Consider the following 14,189-nt stretch of genomic DNA (forward strand, 5'->3'; position numbering starts at 1 on the left):
GTTAACCGGTCTTTAGAACTTGGAACCCTAGTCTCAGCCGTCGGTTGAGGAGCGTCCGAGTCAGGTGGGCACCAGCGGAAAAATCGTCGCGATCGCCAGCCACCTGCCCGAGCGGGTGCTGAGCAACGACGACCTGGCCGCGCTGTATCCCAGCTGGCCGGCCGACAAGATCCTCGACAAGACCGGCGTCCAGACCCGCCATATCGCCGCCCCCGACGAGACCGCCGTCGACCTGGCGCAGGCCGCCGCCGAGGCGCTGTTCGCCCAGGGCCGCGTCGCGCCCGGCGACATCGACTACCTGCTGTTCTGCACCCAGGCGCCGGATCACATCCTGCCGACCTCGGCCTGCATCCTGCAGCGGCGGCTGGGGCTGCGGACGGACATCGGCGCGCTGGATTTCAACCTCGGCTGTTCGGGCTTCGTCTACGGCCTGTCGATGGCCCAGGCCCTGATCGCCAGCGGCCAGGCGCGGCGCGTGCTGCTGCTGACCGCCGACACCTATTCCAAGCTGATCCATCCGATGGACCGCGGCGTGCGCAGCCTGTTCGGCGACGGCGCGGCCGCGACCCTGATCGAGGCTATCGAGGCCGATACGCCGGCCCTGGGTCCCTTCGTGTTCGGCACGGACGGATCGGGGGCCGAGAACCTGATCGTCCCGGCCGGAGGGTTCCGCCAGCCGCGCACGGCGGAGACGGCCGTCGTCACCGAGGACGCCTCGGGCAATCTGCGCTCGGCCGATCACCTCTACATGAACGGCGCGGCGATCATGACCTTCACCCTGGGCGCGGTCCCGGCGGCGATCGACAAGCTTCTGGCCCGCGCCGGCGCCACGCTGGACGACTACGACGCCGTCGTGCTGCACCAGGCCAGCGCCTTCATCCTCGACCGCCTGCGCCGCAAGCTGGCCGTGCCCGAGGACCGCTTCGTGGTGGCCCTGCGCGACTGGGGCAACACCGTCTCATCCACCATTCCCATGGCGCTGGAACCGCTGGTCAGGGACGGGCGTCCGCGCCGCGTCCTGCTGGTCGGCTTCGGCGTCGGCTATTCCTGGGCCGCCGCCCAGGCCCTTCTCTAGGAGCCTCTTATGCAAGAACTGTACGCCGGCCTGGCCGAGATCTTCGAGACCGACACCGCCGAGGTGAACGCCGACACCGTCCTGGCCAACCACAACTGGGACTCGCTGGCCATCGTCTCGACCATCGCCCTGGTCGACGAGATCCGTGGCGAGCTGCTGGACGGCGCGGCCCTGGCCGAATGCGTGACGGTGGCCGACATCGTCGCCCTGATCCCGCGGGCTCAGGCGGCCTGATCATGACCACGGCCACGTCCGCCGCCGGTGAGCGTCCGCGTCGGGGCGGCTACGCCCTGTCCGGCGTCGCCCTGCGCGGCGTGGTCTGCGCCGCACCCGGCGCGCCAGTGCCCAACGCCGTGATCGCCGAGACTCTGGGCGACCAGGCCGTGGCCGACGTCGTCAAGATGATCGGGGTCGAAACCCGCCACTGGTCCGCCCCGGACCAGACCACCGCCGACCTCTGCTTCGCGGCCGCCCGGCATCTGCTCCAGAAGCTGGACTGGGACCCCGACAGCGTCGACGCCGTGATCTTCGTCACCCAGACCCCGGACCATCCGCTGCCGGCCAGCGCCTGCCTGCTGCACGGACGCCTGGGCCTGGCCGCCGACTGCCAGGCCTTCGACGTCAATCTGGGCTGCTCGGGCTATGTCTACGGGCTGTGGCTGGCGGCCAGCCTGATCCAGTCCGGCTGCCGGCGCGTCCTGTTGCTGGCGGGCGAGACCATGAGCCGCCTGGTCGATCCCAACGATCGCGGCACGGCCGTCCTGTTCGGCGACGCGGGTTCGGCCTCGGCCATCGAGCACGATCCCGCCGCGCCGGTGATGCGCTTCCGCCTGGGCTCCGACGGCTCGGGGGCTGGCGCGCTGATGGTGCCGCAAGGCGGCTTCCGCCCCGTCGATCCCGATCGCGCCTTCACCCTCGATCCGACCCGCCTGCACATGGACGGCGGCGAGGTCTTCACCTTCACCCTGCGCGAAGTGCCCAAGCTGGTGGCCGACACCCTGGCCGACGCGGGCATGACCGGCGACAGCGTCGACGCCTATCTGCTGCACCAGGCCAACCGCTTCATGCTGCGCCACATCGGCAAGAAGATCGGCGCCACGGACACCGACCGCCTGCCGATCAACATCGACCGCTATGGCAACACCAGTTCGGCGACCATTCCGCTGCTGCTGGCCGACGACATGGCCCAACGCCTGACCACGGGGGCGGAGACGCTGATGCTGGTCGGCTTCGGGGTCGGGCTGTCGTGGGGCGCGGTCCTGGCCGAGTTCGGGCCGCTGGCCTGCGCCGAGGTGATCTCCGCATGACCTTCTCGGCTGACGCGCTGAAGGATCGCTCCATCCTGGTCACGGGCGCCTCCTCGGGCCTGGGTCGGGCCACGGCCGCCCTGATCGCCCGGTGCGGCGGCCGGGTGATCGTCACCGGTCGCGACGAAGCGCGTCTGGCCGCCACCCTCGAGGCCCTGCCCGGTGAGGGCCACACCGCCTTCGCCGCCGAGCTGAACGAGGCCGACGCCGTCGCCGATCGCATCTCGGCCATCGCCACGGAGGCCGGCGGCCTCGACGGCATGTTCCACTCGGCGGGCAGCGAGCTGGTCCTGCCGGCCCGCCTGACCAAGGCCAAGCAGATCGACGGCGTGTTCGGGGCGGCGGTGCACGGCGCCCTGGGCCTGGGCCGCGCGGCCGGCAAGGCCAATGTGATGAAGGCCGGCGCGTCGATCGTGCTGATGTCCTCGGCCGCCGCCCACCGCGGTCGCGCCGGCATGATGGCCTATTCCGCCGCCAAGGCCGCGATCGAGGGCCTGACCCGGTCCCTGGCCTGCGAGCTCGCCCCGAAAGAGATCCGCGTCAACGCCATCGCCGCCGGCGGGGTCGAAACCGAGATGCACGCGCGCCTGGCCCGGGGCCTCTCCGACGCCGGCATGAGCGCCTATGAGGCCCAGCACCCGCTCGGCTTCGGCCAACCCGACGACGTCGCGGGCGCCGCCGTGTTCCTGCTGTCGCCCGCCGCCCGCTGGGTGACCGGCGCGGTGTGGGCCGTCGACGGCGGCTACCTGGCCAGCTGAGGGGAAGACGCGCAATGACGGACTATGTGCTGGTCGGCGGCGGCGCCTTCGCCCGCGAGATCCACGACTGGTTCGCCCCCGGCCTGCCCGAGGGCGACCGCTTCGTCGGCTATCTGGACGACGGCGACCGGCCCATGGCCGCCTTCGGCCGCGACCTGCCGCAGCTGGGCGACACCAGGGCCTATACGCTCGCCCCCAACCAGCGCCTGGTGATGGCGGTCGCCGGTCCGGCCGGCAAGGTCGCCCTGGCCGGACGGCTGGGCGGCCCCGACGCCTTCGCCACCCTGCTGCATCCGCGCGCCTGGGTCTCGGCCTCGGCCAGGCTCGGACGCGGCGTGGTCGTGGGTCCGTTCGCGGATGTCTCGGCCGACAGCCGGGCCGGCGACCTCGTCACCATCAACGCCCATTCGGGCCTGGGCCACGACGCCAGCCTCGGCGACTTCGTCACCCTCAGCGGCTATGTCGACCTGACCGGCGGCGTCACGGTCGGCCCGCGCTCGTTCTTCGGCTCGGGCGCGCGGGTGCTGCCGCGCCTGTCGATCGGCGCCGACTGCACGGTCGGCGCGGGCGCGGTCGTGGTGCGCGGCTGCGAGGACGGGGTGACCCTCTACGCGGCGCCGGCGAGGCGGCTTTGAACCCCCTCGACACCACCCTTCTGAACGGCTTCTGGCACCTCGTCGCCCACCGGAGCGAGCTGGCCGAGCCGGGCGCCTTCCTGCGCCTGGACTGGGCCCTGGGCGACCTCGTGCTGCACAATGACGAAGGCCAGATCGTCGCCTTCGACAATGTCTGCCCGCATCGCGGCGGGCGGTTCTTCGTCGAGGACCACGGCGTCGGCCGCGCCGTCTGCCCCTATCACGGCTGGAGCTATCGCGGCGGCCAGGTGCGCGTGCCTTTGGCCAAGACCTTCCCGCCCGGCGCCCTGGACAAGGTGAGCCTGCGCCGCTTCCAGACCGCCTGGTGCGGCGACTTTCTCTTTGTCGGGATCGCGCCTACGCAGACCCTGGAAGCCCAGCTGGCCAGCGCCTTCGCGCCGCTGGCGCGGGTCTCCGGCCACATCGCCGGCCGACGCGACTTCAACGCCTTCGCGTTCCAGGCCGACTGGCGGGTGGCCGTCGAGAACGCCCTGGAGACCGACCACGTCAACGCCGTCCACCCCCACACCCTGGCGCAGCTGGGGCTGAAGGAGGAGGCTACCGTCCATGACGGCCTCAACGTCACCTATACGGGCCACGTCACCGACAGCCGCACGCTGCGCGGCCTCAAGACCCTGAACCGCTTCTTCGACGTCGATGGCGCCTATCCGGGCTATTGGACGATCTATGTCTTCCCGTTCGCCATGGTCTCCTCGACCTTCGGCTATTCCTATTCGCTGCAGACCTTTCTGCCGTCGGCCACGCCGCGCCGGTCGCACTTCTGCAGCCGCCTGCTGGCCGGCAAGATCAAGCCCGGCTACGAGACCGCCGTCGCGGCGTTCCTCGACTCCAGCGCCCGGGTCAACCGCCAGATCTTCGACGAGGATCACGCGATCTGCGCCCGCGTCAGCCCCCACTACGACCTAACCTCCGCCGACCGGGTGTTTTCGCCCGGCGAGGCCCGCGTCGCGCGCCTGCACGCGATCCTGACGGCGATGACCCAACAAGAGGACCTGCTCTGATGGCTCTGTTCGATTTCCTTCAGGAAGGCGCCCAAGAGCGGTACCTGCCCTCGATCCAGATCATCGCCGAGCGTTGGGACTTCATGCTGGGCGAAGACGCCCTGGACGGCGTCAACGACTATACCTTCGCCGAGAGAGTGATCAGCCTGCTGGAAAGCGGCAAATACCCGGCCGACTACATCCTGCAGGTGATCTCCGACCTCGGCTCGATCGCCTGGTGGCGCGGCCCGCATCTGGGCGATGGCCACGCGGCCCGGGTCGCGGCCCTGGCGCGGCGCCTGCACCTGAACGGCGCGGACGCCCTGATCCTGCCGCCACGCGACATTCCGCTCAGCGCCGCTCGGCGCGCCCACGTGGTCTTCGTCGGCGACCTGGCCGGTCCGTTTCACTCGCCGTCGCGCGGGGCGATCGACTATGTCGCCGCCCTGGCCATGGACCCGACGGTCGAGCGGATCGACCTGCACCATGGCGGCGAGATCAAGAACAATCTGCAGGCCTATATCGACGAGCGCCTGGGCGACGTCCCGCCCGAGCGGGGCCTCAATCTGATCTCCACCCAGGAGAACCCCAACTACCTGGTCGACGCGATCCGCAAGGGGCCTTGCACCTATCACTTCTGGTGCGAGCCGATCATGGCCCCGCAGATCACCATCGCCAGCCGCCTGGGCCCGACGGTGATGTTCACCTGCGGCGACGAGCCGCCGCCCCAGTACGCCGACGTCTTCTGGTACTTCCACGAGCCCCAGCACATGGCGCCGATCTGGAAGCGCCGCGGCGCGCCGGCCAGCTACATCCGCAACTACGTCCAGAGCCTGTCGGGGCCGTTCTACGACGAAGGTCCGCCCGCCCCGCGCTCCCGCGCCGAGGTCCACCTGCCGCAGGACGCCTTCGTCATCGCCACGGTCGGCAACCGCCTGGCGGTCGATCTGGACGAGACCTTCGTCACCGGGATGGAGAAGATCCTCCGCGACCGTCCCAACTGCATCTGGCTGGTGGTCGGCGGCCTGCCCGACAATCTGCTGGACGCCTGCCAGGCGATTCTGGGCGATCAGTTCCGCTACATCTACCAGGACCTGGAACTGGCCCGGCTGATGACCACGGTCGACGTGTTCGCCAACCCGTTCCGCCAGGGCGGCGGCAACAGCGCCATGATCGCCCTGACGGCGGGCGCGGTGCTGCTGACCACCAAGGACGGCGACGTCGCCTCCATGGCCCCGCCCGAGCATCGCGCCAAGGATCCCGACGACTATTTCGCCCGCCTGGCGACGCTGATCGACACGCCCGCGACCCTGGACGCCTGGCGCGGCCCGCAGCAGGAACGCTGTCGGCTGATGACTGACCAGACCCACTTCCTCAGCGCGCTGAAGGCCATGATCGACCTGGCCCATGAGCGCTTCGAGGCCCGCCAGGGCCGCACCCTGACCTCGGTGGTCAACGAGGACTGAGGGTTCGGACGAGGGTCGGGACCAGCGGCCCGTTCCGGCTCAGGCCGCCGCGAGCGCCGGCCCGGACAGCGCATCACCGTCATGCGCGTCCGGCCAGGTCGTCCGGCGGGCCAGGCGCGGCGACAGGAACAGCAGCGGCAGTTTCACGGCCAGCAACTCGCCGTGGATGAACCCGTCGACCGCGCGCTCGTAGGTGTTCGCCTGGCGTCGGCCATGGTCCGCGAGCCAGCCGTCATAGGGCGCCCAGTGGCTGGGTTCGTCCTGTTCGATCACACGGAAGATCTTGGTCAGGGACCCATCCCCGAGGACCCAGGGGTTGCGAAGCAGCACCTCGACCTGCCGGTAGCCTCGCTTCTCGGTGAGGGAGATGATCCGGCAGAGGCGTTCGAACAGATCCTCGCGGCCGATCAGCGCGGGGTCCAGCGCGTCGATCGGCGATCTGAACATGATCTCGACGAAGCTGTCGATGTGGCCGCAGGCGCGATCCACGTTCAGCGGCATGACGCCCCGCCGTTCGAACCAGCGCCGGAACATCATGTAGTGCTTGCGCTCGTCGGCGCGGTGCTTCTCGATCAGATCGATCAGCCTGTGATCGTCCGGCCAGCTCGAACGGACCGCCCACAGCATGCGGTCGATCGCCGTGTAACCGCGGTGCTCGTTGTAGATGTAGATCGAGCACAGAAGATCGAGATAGCGGCCCCTGAACGCGCCAGCCATGGGCTCAACCCCAGTCAACCGGTTCCGGTTGGCGCCGATGCGCCGCGAACCTTCACCACAACGGTCTGTCGGCGCGCCCGTTCCGTCGGGCCGCTCGGCCTTGTGTTATATTATATCACTACTAGATAGGAGCCATCGGGCGGGACCGGGTGTCGGCGGAGGCCGCGTCTGAATGTCCCGCGACGCGTAGATCAGGAGCGCCTTCATGACCCCCACCCTCGCCAGGGCGCTCGACGCCTCCGCCGTCGGGCTGTCGGCCCTGTGCCTCGTCCACTGCCTGGCCTTGCCGGCGCTGGCCCTGCTGCTGCCGGTGCTGGGCCTGTGGGCGCGGGCCGAGTGGGTGCACGTGGCCTTCGTGCTGGTCGCCGCCCCGGTCGCGGCGCTGTCGTTCGTCGACCTGTCCACGCGTCGGCCGCGCTCCTGGCGCCTGGCGACGGTGGCGATCCTGGGCCTGGCCCTGATGATCGCCGGCGCCCTGGAGTTTCCGGCCGCCGCCGACGAGCGCGCGCTGACCGTGCTGGGCGGCTTGCTGCTGGCCGGCGCGCACCTGGCCAACTGGCGCCGCCGGCACAACGACGCGCGCTGCGCGGCCTGCGAATAGGATCGCGAGGCCAGCGCCGGGCGACGTTCAGAGGGTTGACTTGACCTGAAAACGCCAGAGCCGGCCTTGGATCCTTCGGGGTTCGAGCCGGGATCTCCACCGATCCTGACGGGATCGGCGTCAATCCAGACCGGTCTTGCCGGGCGCCCAATAGGCCTTGGTGACGATACGCCCCGGCGAGACTCCCTCCAGCTTCAGGCCCTGGCGAAGCTTTTGGATCGCGCCCGCCCTTCCGGTCAGAACGAAAGACGCGCCAGCGGCGACCCTTGACGCGAGCGCGGCCGCCATCGCCTCGAGATGCGCGTCATCAGGGGTCCTTTTGAACAGCGCCGCGTCGGACAGACCCAGGCGCATCGTGACCGCCCTGGCGTGATCGACGTCGCCGACCTCGAAGACGCACGCGAGGGTCCGGGCGCTGTCCCGCGCGGCCAGCGCGTGGGCCAGGCCCATCGAGGTTTCGTCGCCGAAAACGGCGACCGGTCCCGTCAGGCCCGCGACATCCAGCGAGGGGCGCGGACCGAAGATGTCGCATTCGACGCCGGGTTCGAGCGCTTCAAGCCAGCCGCTTCCTGGCCCGTCGCCGTGCGCGTAGCCGAGGATCCGGGCGCGCCCCTCGGCGCCGTCCCAGGCTATCGGGGTATAGGTTCGCGCCACGAACGCCGAGCCCATGGCGATCTGGATCTTTTGCCCTGGCGTCCAATTCACGCCAGCCAAGGCCGGCCCCTCCAGCGTGATCAGCCGGAAGCGAGGGGCCAGCGGCTCTATGGCGGCGACGGTCGCGCGCTTCATCAAAAGGCGGGTCAGCGCCTGGCTCAGCCGCCCGGGCGGCTTGGGCTTCGGGCGCAGGGACAAGACGAACTTGGCCATCAGCCCACCCTCACGGCGAACTCGTTGCCGCGCCCCTCGTCGATCGGCAGGGTCTGGGAGAGGTAGCCGTTGGCGGGGTCGCGGATATAGGCGAGATAGTCCGGGTCGAAGGCGTTCTCGCCCAGGACGACGGCGCCGGGTCGCAGGTAAGGCTCGACCAGCTTGAGCACCGGCAGGTAGAGCGAGAACGCGCCGTCCACCAGCAGCAGATCGACCTCGCCGCCGGCGTCCTTCAGCGTCTCGCGCGCATCGCCTTCGCGGATCTCGACCAGATCGCCAAGGCCCGCCGCTTCGAGGTTGGCGCGGGCGCGCGCCACCTTGCCGGGCTCGAATTCAGACCCGACCAGGCGTCCGCCGCCGTTGTCGCGCAGGGCGGCGGCCAGATAGATCGTCGAAATCCCCATCGAGGTGCCGAACTCGACGATGCGGGTCGCCTTGCAGGCGCGCGCCATCGCGTAGAGGAACCGCCCATAGGTTGGGGTGACCGCCAGATAGTTGCCGGCATAGCGGTGATAGACCGCCCGGTAGTCGGAGCGCTCTTCGGCCAGCAGGCCGGCGATCAATTCCTCCATCGAGGCGCCCGGCGCCCCGAGGGTCGTCATCATGGCTTCGACATGCTCGCGGTCGGAAGCCTCGGCGTCCCCATGCAGCTGGGTCAACAGCTTGGCGACCCGTTCGCTGGCCAGTGTGGTCACGATGATTCCCTTGCGATCCGCGAAGCCGACCCGATCTCGACTTCTCCTGGCTGATCGGATAGCCGGGAGCGAGACTGGCGTCATTCCGAAGGATGGACAGAATGTTATCCAATCTCGCCATCGGCGATATTCGCTCCGGACGCGCGACATGCCGATCCTGAACATCGCGGACGTGGACGCGGAAGATGACTGGATCGAGCCTGACGACGTGCCGCGTCCCATCGTGGCCCTTGGCGCGGCGATGGAAGGCGTTGGCGGGGTCGAGATCGACCATCATCGTCACCGGAAGGGACAGATCATCCTCGTGCAGCAGGGCGCGCTCAGCTGCGAGGTCGAGGGCGGCCTGTGGATCGTGCCGCCGCGCAGCGCCATCTGGATCCCCGGCGGGGCGCTGCACGCCGTCAAGGCCAGCGGCGCGCTCGTCGGCTACAACGCCTTCATCGATCCGGACGTCGGCGCGGGCCTGCCCGAGGCGTGCCGGGCCGTGTCGGTGACGCCCTTGTTGCGCGAACTGCTGACCCGCGCGGCGCACCTGCCCTACCTGTACGAGGAAGGCGGCGCCAATTCGCGGCTGGTGGCCGTGCTGCTCGACGAGCTGGCCGTGGCCAAGGTCGAGGACCTTCACCTGCCGATGCCGGCCGACCCTCGCCTGCGCAAGATCGTCGACGAGATGATGGCCGCGCCGGCCGCGCGCGGAACCCTGGACAGCTGGGCCAGGCGCGCCGGCCTGAGCGGCCGAACCTTGATGCGCCTGATCGCCCGGGAAACCGGCATGAGCTTTGGCCGCTGGCGCCAACAGCTCGGCATCGTACTGGCCGTGAAGTGGCTGGCCGAGGGGGCTTCGATCCAGGCGGTGGCCGCCGACCTCGGCTATGAGAGCACGCCCAGCTTCGTGACCATGTTCCGAAAGGCGCTTGGCGCGTCGCCGGGCCGCTACATGGCCGAACGGCATCCGGCGCGCGGTTGATCCGTCCAAGGCTGGGCCGCCGGGTCAGGGCGAGAGCGCGTCCCGCGCGCCGGAGCATCTGGAAGCGCTTTCAGGCCCCTGAATGAATTTTGACTCTTTCGTCAAAAGACTAGCCAAGGCCCAGATACACCAAACCCGCCGCGGGGGATAATCGCGACGGGCTGGCTATTTTCTCGATCATTCGATCTAGGCGGGCGTTTCCTCCCCGAAACGCCGAAGAACGGGAGCTCTCTGTTGGGCTCGTTTCGTCCTTGCATCGTCTAGAAACGTCAAATTCATGACGGTGTCAACGCGGCAAATCCCTTTTTCGCAAAGGTTTGGCCGAATTTTTGACGCGAGCGCCGTAGTTTGGACTGGAAAGTCGATTTTACCTTGTGAATCGATGTTATATTTTGACGATATCGTCAAAACTTAGTGGCCGAGCGCGATGGTGAAGCGATCCAGCACGGCCGAGCGCGACTCGAACACATAGTCCGGACGCGACACGGTGACGGGCTCCACCCCGGCGGCGGCCAGGGCGGCGGCGGCGTCGAACAGGTCGCCGGTCGCCAGCAGGGCGCCGTTGGCCCGGCGCGAACCGCCCTTGGCGACAAAGTCGGCCACGGCCGCCTGCCCCGCCGCGTCCTGCTCGGCCGGCCAGACCAGCGCGGCCAGCTTGCCGGCCCGGCCCTTGGCCTCGACCACGGCCAGCAGCCTCTTCAGGCTGTCCAGCTGCGACGGCGACCACGCCGCGATCAGCGAGGCGGTCAGCTGGGCCTGGCTCTTGAGGATCACCCCGTCCGACAGGATCTTCAGGCCGTTGGCGGCCAGGGTCGCGCCGGTGGTGGTGATGTCGACCACCAGCTCGGCCGCGCCGGCGGCCGGCGCCCCCTCGGTGGCGCCGCTGCTCTCGACGATGCGGTAGTCGGCGACGCCGTGGCGGGCGAAGAAGGCGCGGGTCTGGGTGACGTACTTGGTCGCCACGCGCAGGCGGCGGCCGGTCTTGGCCAGATGCAGGTGCCCGACCTCGTCGACATCGGCCATGGTGTCGACGTCCAGCCAGCTCTTGGGCGCGGTCACGACGAGGTCGGCGCGGCCGAAGCCCAGGGCGCGCAGCAGCATGACCCGGCTGTCCATGTCGTCGCCGCGCTCGCGCAGCAGGTCCTCGCCGGTGACGCCCAGGTGCAGGTCGCCGCTGTCGAGGCCGGCGGCGATGTCGCCCGCCGACAGGAGCCGCACCGAGACGCCGGGCAGGCCGGCCAGCTCGGCCGAATAGCCGCGCGCGCCGCCGGTCATCTCCAGCCGGAAGCCGCAGTCGGCCAGCCAGGCCTCGACCTGGTCCTTCAGGCGGCCTTTCGAAGGGATGGCGAAGATCATCGGTGCAGCTGTCATTCGCCGCCTCCCGCATAGGCGCGCGCCGGACGGACCATGCAGCCCACCGCGCCGGTGTTGGTGGAGACGCCCAGCTTAGCCGGGAGTCCGTCATAGCGGCCGCCAGCGGCCAGCGGCCGCTCGGCGCCAAGAGCGGCCGAATGCACCTCGAACAGGTAGCCGTCGTAATAGCCGAAGGCCCGGCCGAAGGCGGCGGCGAGGGTGGCGCGTTCCAGCGGGACGCCGCGCGCGGCCATGCCGGCGAGGCGCGCGCGCCAGCCGGCGATGGCGGCCTTCAAGCGCCCGTCATTGGGTCCCGCCAGGGACGCGATGATGTCCAGCGCCGCGTCCGGACGATCCGAGACGGCCAGGAAGGCGCGGACCTTGTCGGCCTGCGCCGCGTCCAGACGACCGGCCTTGGCGGCCTCGGCGCGCTCGACCAGGCGGTGGGCGATCTCGGCCGGGCGGCGGCCGCCGACAGGCTCGATCCCGGCCAGGGACCACAGCTCCTGCAGCACGGCCGAGGCCTCGGTCTCGGGCAGGCCGGCCAGCAGCGCGGCGATGCGCGACTGCTCGCTGGAGAAGGCCGACGAGTCGCCGTCCAGCTCGGCCTTCAGCTGGCGCGGCTTGGCGAAGGCGCGCTTGAGCCGGGCGGCCAGGGGCGGGGCCAGGTCCAGGCTGTCGGCGAAGGCGGCGAACAGCGACACGTCGCCGAGGATCATCGACAGGTCCGATCGTCCGCCAGCGGCGGAAGACGCCCAGGCCAAGGCGGCGATCTCGGCGTCGGCGGCCACGGGGTCGCCCGCCTCGAACGCCTCGACGCCCAGTTGCAGGAACTCCTCGGCCCGGTCCGAACCGCGCGGGGCGACGCGGAAGGCCTTGCCCTCGTAGCGACGACGCGCCGGTTGCCCTCCGTTCTCGAAGTGCTGGCGGGCCACGGCGACCGTGAAGTCCGGGCGCAGGCAGGCCTCCTCGCCGCCGTCGCCGGAGACGACGAACAGCCGCGAGCGCATGGCCTCGCCGGTCAGGTCCAGCAGCAGGCCCAGGGGCTGCAGCACCGGGGCGTCGGTCAGGGCCGCGCCGGCGGCCAGCAGCGGAGCGCGGATGGCGTCGAGCGCCTCCGCCGGAATGGAACGCTCGAGCCTCATGACTAGCCCTCGATGATCTTCTGAACCGCCGCGACCAGCTGGTCGCGCGGGATGGTCTGCTGGCCCGGACGCTCGGCCTTCCAGGCGGCGTTGTCGGCCAGGCCCTGGGCGGCCTGGCGGCCGGCGTCGAGGTCCTTGATCGTCACCGTGCCGGCGGCGATCTCGTCCCCGCCCAGCATCACCACGGCCGGCGCGCCCCGGCGGTCGGCGTATTTCATCTGCGGCTTCATGCCCGAGGTCCCCAGATAGACCTCGGCGGCGATGCCCGCCGCCCGCAATTGTCCGACCACGGAGAAGTACTCGCCCATGTGCGCCTGGTCGAACGCGATCACCACCACCGGCCCGCGCGCCGCGCCGCCCGGCTCGCGTCCGGCCGCCCGCAGCGCCGCCGCCAGGCGGGTGACGCCGAACGAGAAGCCCGTCGCCGGGGTCACCGCGCCGGTGAACCGCGCCACCAGGTCGTCATAGCGCCCGCCGCCGCCGATCGAGCCGAACGAGACCTTGTTCCCCTTCTCGTCCGTGGTCTGCAGCAGCAGCTCGGCCTCGAACACCGCGCCGGTGTAGTATTCCAGCCCCCGGACGATCGACGGATCGATGAAGGCCTGGTCGTCGGCGATGCCGAGGCTGGTCAGGGCCGCGTCGATCCGCGACAGCTCAGCCAAGCCCTCGTCGCCCTCGGCCGAGCCGCCGATCACCTTGGCGATATTGTCCAGGGTCGCCGAACGGCCCCCGGTGGCTCCAGAGACCCCGGCCGACACGAAGTCCAGCACCGAGTCGATCGCCTTGCCCTTCAGCCCCGCGCCCTTGGTGAAGTCGCCGCTCTCGTCCAGGCGCCCCTCGCCCAGCAGCAGCCGGACCCCGTCCACGCCAAGACGATCCAGCTTGTCGACCGCGCGCAGCACGGCCAGCTTCTGGCCGGCGCTTTCCGCCCCCGCCGAGGTCAGCAGGCCGTTCAGGAGCTTGCGATTGTTGATCTTCAGCACCGCCGCCCCGCGCGGCAGGCCGGCCGCCTCCAGCCCCTCGACCGCCATGGCGATGATCTCGGCGTCGGCCTCCGGACGGGCCGAGCCCACCGTGTCGGCGTCGCACTGGATGAACTGGCGGAAGCGCCCCGGCCCCGGCTTCTCGTTGCGCCACACCGGCCCGAAGGCGTAGCGGCGGAACGGCTTGGGCAGGGTCTCCCAGTTCTGCGCCGCGAACCGGGCCAGCGGCGCGGTCAGGTCGTAGCGCAGCGCCATCCACTGGTCGTCGTCGTCCTGCAGCGCGAACACGCCCTCGTTGGGCCGGTCGCTGTCGGGCAGGAACTTGCCCAGGGCGTCGGCATATTCGAACGCCCCGGTGTCCAGGGCCTCGAAGCCGTAGCGCTCATAGACCGCCGACACCGCCTCCAGGATCGCCCGCTCGGCCCGCAGGTCGCGGGCGCGCTTGTCGGCGAAGCCGCGTGGCGCGCGGGCTTCGGGGCGGAAGTCTTGCGGGGTGTTCACAGAGTCGTCGGTCATCGTCGGTCCTTAGATCTTCAAGGCTTCGACGGATGGCGCTTTAGCCAAGCCCCATCCGCTAGGCGGGGCTCTGGCTGGGTCGCTCGGCTTAGAGCGCGCGGAC

General features: G+C 70.2%; 15 protein-coding genes. 9 read left to right on the forward strand and 6 right to left on the reverse strand.

What is annotated here, in order from left to right; all coding sequences use genetic code 11:
* Nucleotides 1–64 precede the first annotated feature (64 nt).
* The 7 genes from AC07R7_RS13315 to AC07R7_RS13345 are packed head-to-tail and all read left to right on the forward strand — an operon-like array spanning nt 65 to nt 6,242.
* Nucleotides 65–1,075, forward strand: coding sequence for a 3-oxoacyl-ACP synthase III family protein (locus AC07R7_RS13315; RefSeq protein WP_494635468.1), 1,011 nt, complete (start codon nt 65–67; stop codon nt 1,073–1,075).
* Between the two features lie 9 nt (nt 1,076–1,084).
* Nucleotides 1,085–1,309, forward strand: a complete 225-nt coding sequence (locus AC07R7_RS13320) for a phosphopantetheine-binding protein (RefSeq protein ID WP_492887197.1) — start codon at nt 1,085–1,087, stop codon at nt 1,307–1,309.
* Between the two features lie 2 nt (nt 1,310–1,311).
* The gene (locus AC07R7_RS13325; protein ID WP_494635469.1) at nt 1,312–2,382 is read left to right on the forward strand and encodes a 3-oxoacyl-ACP synthase III family protein; all 1,071 of its coding nucleotides are present in this window, start codon (nt 1,312–1,314) and stop codon (nt 2,380–2,382) included.
* Entirely contained in the window at nt 2,379–3,140 is a 762-nt protein-coding gene (locus AC07R7_RS13330) for an SDR family NAD(P)-dependent oxidoreductase (protein WP_494635470.1), read from the forward strand. The genes AC07R7_RS13325 and AC07R7_RS13330 overlap by 4 nt, the downstream gene beginning before the upstream one ends.
* Before the next feature lie 14 nt (nt 3,141–3,154).
* Nucleotides 3,155–3,775: an LbetaH domain-containing protein gene (locus AC07R7_RS13335; protein WP_492887200.1), complete on the forward strand. Its 621-nt coding sequence runs from the start codon at nt 3,155–3,157 to the stop codon at nt 3,773–3,775.
* Nucleotides 3,772–4,797, forward strand: a complete 1,026-nt coding sequence (locus tag AC07R7_RS13340; protein WP_494635471.1) for an aromatic ring-hydroxylating oxygenase subunit alpha — start codon at nt 3,772–3,774, stop codon at nt 4,795–4,797. The genes AC07R7_RS13335 and AC07R7_RS13340 overlap by 4 nt, the downstream gene beginning before the upstream one ends.
* On the forward strand, nt 4,797–6,242 hold the full coding sequence (locus AC07R7_RS13345) for a glycosyltransferase family protein (RefSeq protein ID WP_494635472.1): 1,446 nt from the start codon (nt 4,797–4,799) through the stop codon (nt 6,240–6,242). The genes AC07R7_RS13340 and AC07R7_RS13345 overlap by 1 nt, the downstream gene beginning before the upstream one ends.
* Nucleotides 6,243–6,281: 39 nt before the next feature.
* Here AC07R7_RS13345 and AC07R7_RS13350 read toward each other — a convergent pair whose 3' ends face one another.
* On the reverse strand, nt 6,282–6,959 hold the full coding sequence (locus tag AC07R7_RS13350) for a ferritin-like domain-containing protein (RefSeq protein ID WP_494635473.1): 678 nt from the start codon (nt 6,957–6,959) through the stop codon (nt 6,282–6,284).
* Between the two features lie 205 nt (nt 6,960–7,164).
* Between AC07R7_RS13350 and AC07R7_RS13355 the strand changes: the two genes are divergently transcribed.
* Entirely contained in the window at nt 7,165–7,560 is a 396-nt protein-coding gene (locus AC07R7_RS13355) for a MerC domain-containing protein (RefSeq protein ID WP_492887204.1), read from the forward strand.
* Between the two features lie 120 nt (nt 7,561–7,680).
* On the opposite strand, the gene AC07R7_RS13360 is transcribed toward AC07R7_RS13355, so the two are convergent.
* Both AC07R7_RS13360 and AC07R7_RS13365 read right to left on the reverse strand, forming a co-directional pair.
* Complete coding sequence (locus AC07R7_RS13360; protein WP_494635474.1) at nt 7,681–8,427, reverse strand: siderophore-interacting protein; 747 nt, start codon at nt 8,425–8,427, stop codon at nt 7,681–7,683.
* Nucleotides 8,427–9,122 (reverse strand): O-methyltransferase, encoded by a 696-nt coding sequence (locus tag AC07R7_RS13365; protein ID WP_494635475.1) that lies wholly within the window; start codon nt 9,120–9,122, stop codon nt 8,427–8,429. The genes AC07R7_RS13360 and AC07R7_RS13365 overlap by 1 nt, the downstream gene beginning before the upstream one ends.
* 148 nt (nt 9,123–9,270) lie before the next feature.
* Here AC07R7_RS13365 and AC07R7_RS13370 point away from each other — a divergent pair, with 148 nt between their 5' ends.
* The gene (locus AC07R7_RS13370) at nt 9,271–10,089 is read left to right on the forward strand and encodes an AraC family transcriptional regulator (protein ID WP_494635476.1); all 819 of its coding nucleotides are present in this window, start codon (nt 9,271–9,273) and stop codon (nt 10,087–10,089) included.
* A 411-nt stretch (nt 10,090–10,500) separates the two neighbouring features.
* On the opposite strand, the gene hisG is transcribed toward AC07R7_RS13370, so the two are convergent.
* From hisG to hisS, 3 genes are read right to left on the reverse strand one after another with little or no spacing between them, the layout of a single operon-like run.
* Nucleotides 10,501–11,460 (reverse strand): ATP phosphoribosyltransferase, encoded by a 960-nt coding sequence (hisG, locus tag AC07R7_RS13375; RefSeq protein WP_494635477.1) that lies wholly within the window; start codon nt 11,458–11,460, stop codon nt 10,501–10,503.
* On the reverse strand, nt 11,457–12,587 hold the full coding sequence (locus AC07R7_RS13380; protein ID WP_494635478.1) for an ATP phosphoribosyltransferase regulatory subunit: 1,131 nt from the start codon (nt 12,585–12,587) through the stop codon (nt 11,457–11,459). Before AC07R7_RS13380 ends, hisG begins: the two co-directional genes overlap by 4 nt.
* A 2-nt stretch (nt 12,588–12,589) precedes the next feature.
* Nucleotides 12,590–14,086 (reverse strand): histidine--tRNA ligase, encoded by a 1,497-nt coding sequence (gene hisS / locus AC07R7_RS13385; RefSeq protein WP_494635479.1) that lies wholly within the window; start codon nt 14,084–14,086, stop codon nt 12,590–12,592.
* Nucleotides 14,087–14,189: the final 103 nt, after the last annotated feature.

The sequence above is a fragment of the Caulobacter sp. GW821-FHT05F04 genome, from assembly GCF_059419665.1.

What these genes read in the sequence shown, in the direction of transcription:
- AC07R7_RS13320 (WP_492887197.1), top strand. Translation starts at nt 1,085, where the DNA reads ATGCAAGAACTGTACGCCGGCCTGGCCGAGATCTTCGAGACCGACACC.
- AC07R7_RS13325 (WP_494635469.1), top strand. Translation starts at nt 1,312, where the DNA reads ATGACCACGGCCACGTCCGCCGCCGGTGAGCGTCCGCGTCGGGGCGGC.
- AC07R7_RS13330 (WP_494635470.1), top strand. Translation starts at nt 2,379, where the DNA reads ATGACCTTCTCGGCTGACGCGCTGAAGGATCGCTCCATCCTGGTCACG.
- AC07R7_RS13335 (WP_492887200.1), top strand. Translation starts at nt 3,155, where the DNA reads ATGACGGACTATGTGCTGGTCGGCGGCGGCGCCTTCGCCCGCGAGATC.
- AC07R7_RS13345 (WP_494635472.1), top strand. Translation starts at nt 4,797, where the DNA reads ATGGCTCTGTTCGATTTCCTTCAGGAAGGCGCCCAAGAGCGGTACCTG.
- AC07R7_RS13350 (WP_494635473.1), bottom strand. Translation starts at nt 6,959, where the DNA reads ATGGCTGGCGCGTTCAGGGGCCGCTATCTCGATCTTCTGTGCTCGATC.
- AC07R7_RS13355 (WP_492887204.1), top strand. Translation starts at nt 7,165, where the DNA reads ATGACCCCCACCCTCGCCAGGGCGCTCGACGCCTCCGCCGTCGGGCTG.
- AC07R7_RS13360 (WP_494635474.1), bottom strand. Translation starts at nt 8,427, where the DNA reads ATGGCCAAGTTCGTCTTGTCCCTGCGCCCGAAGCCCAAGCCGCCCGGG.
- AC07R7_RS13370 (WP_494635476.1), top strand. Translation starts at nt 9,271, where the DNA reads ATGCCGATCCTGAACATCGCGGACGTGGACGCGGAAGATGACTGGATC.
- hisG (WP_494635477.1), bottom strand. Translation starts at nt 11,460, where the DNA reads ATGACAGCTGCACCGATGATCTTCGCCATCCCTTCGAAAGGCCGCCTG.
- AC07R7_RS13380 (WP_494635478.1), bottom strand. Translation starts at nt 12,587, where the DNA reads ATGAGGCTCGAGCGTTCCATTCCGGCGGAGGCGCTCGACGCCATCCGC.
- hisS (WP_494635479.1), bottom strand. Translation starts at nt 14,086, where the DNA reads ATGACCGACGACTCTGTGAACACCCCGCAAGACTTCCGCCCCGAAGCC.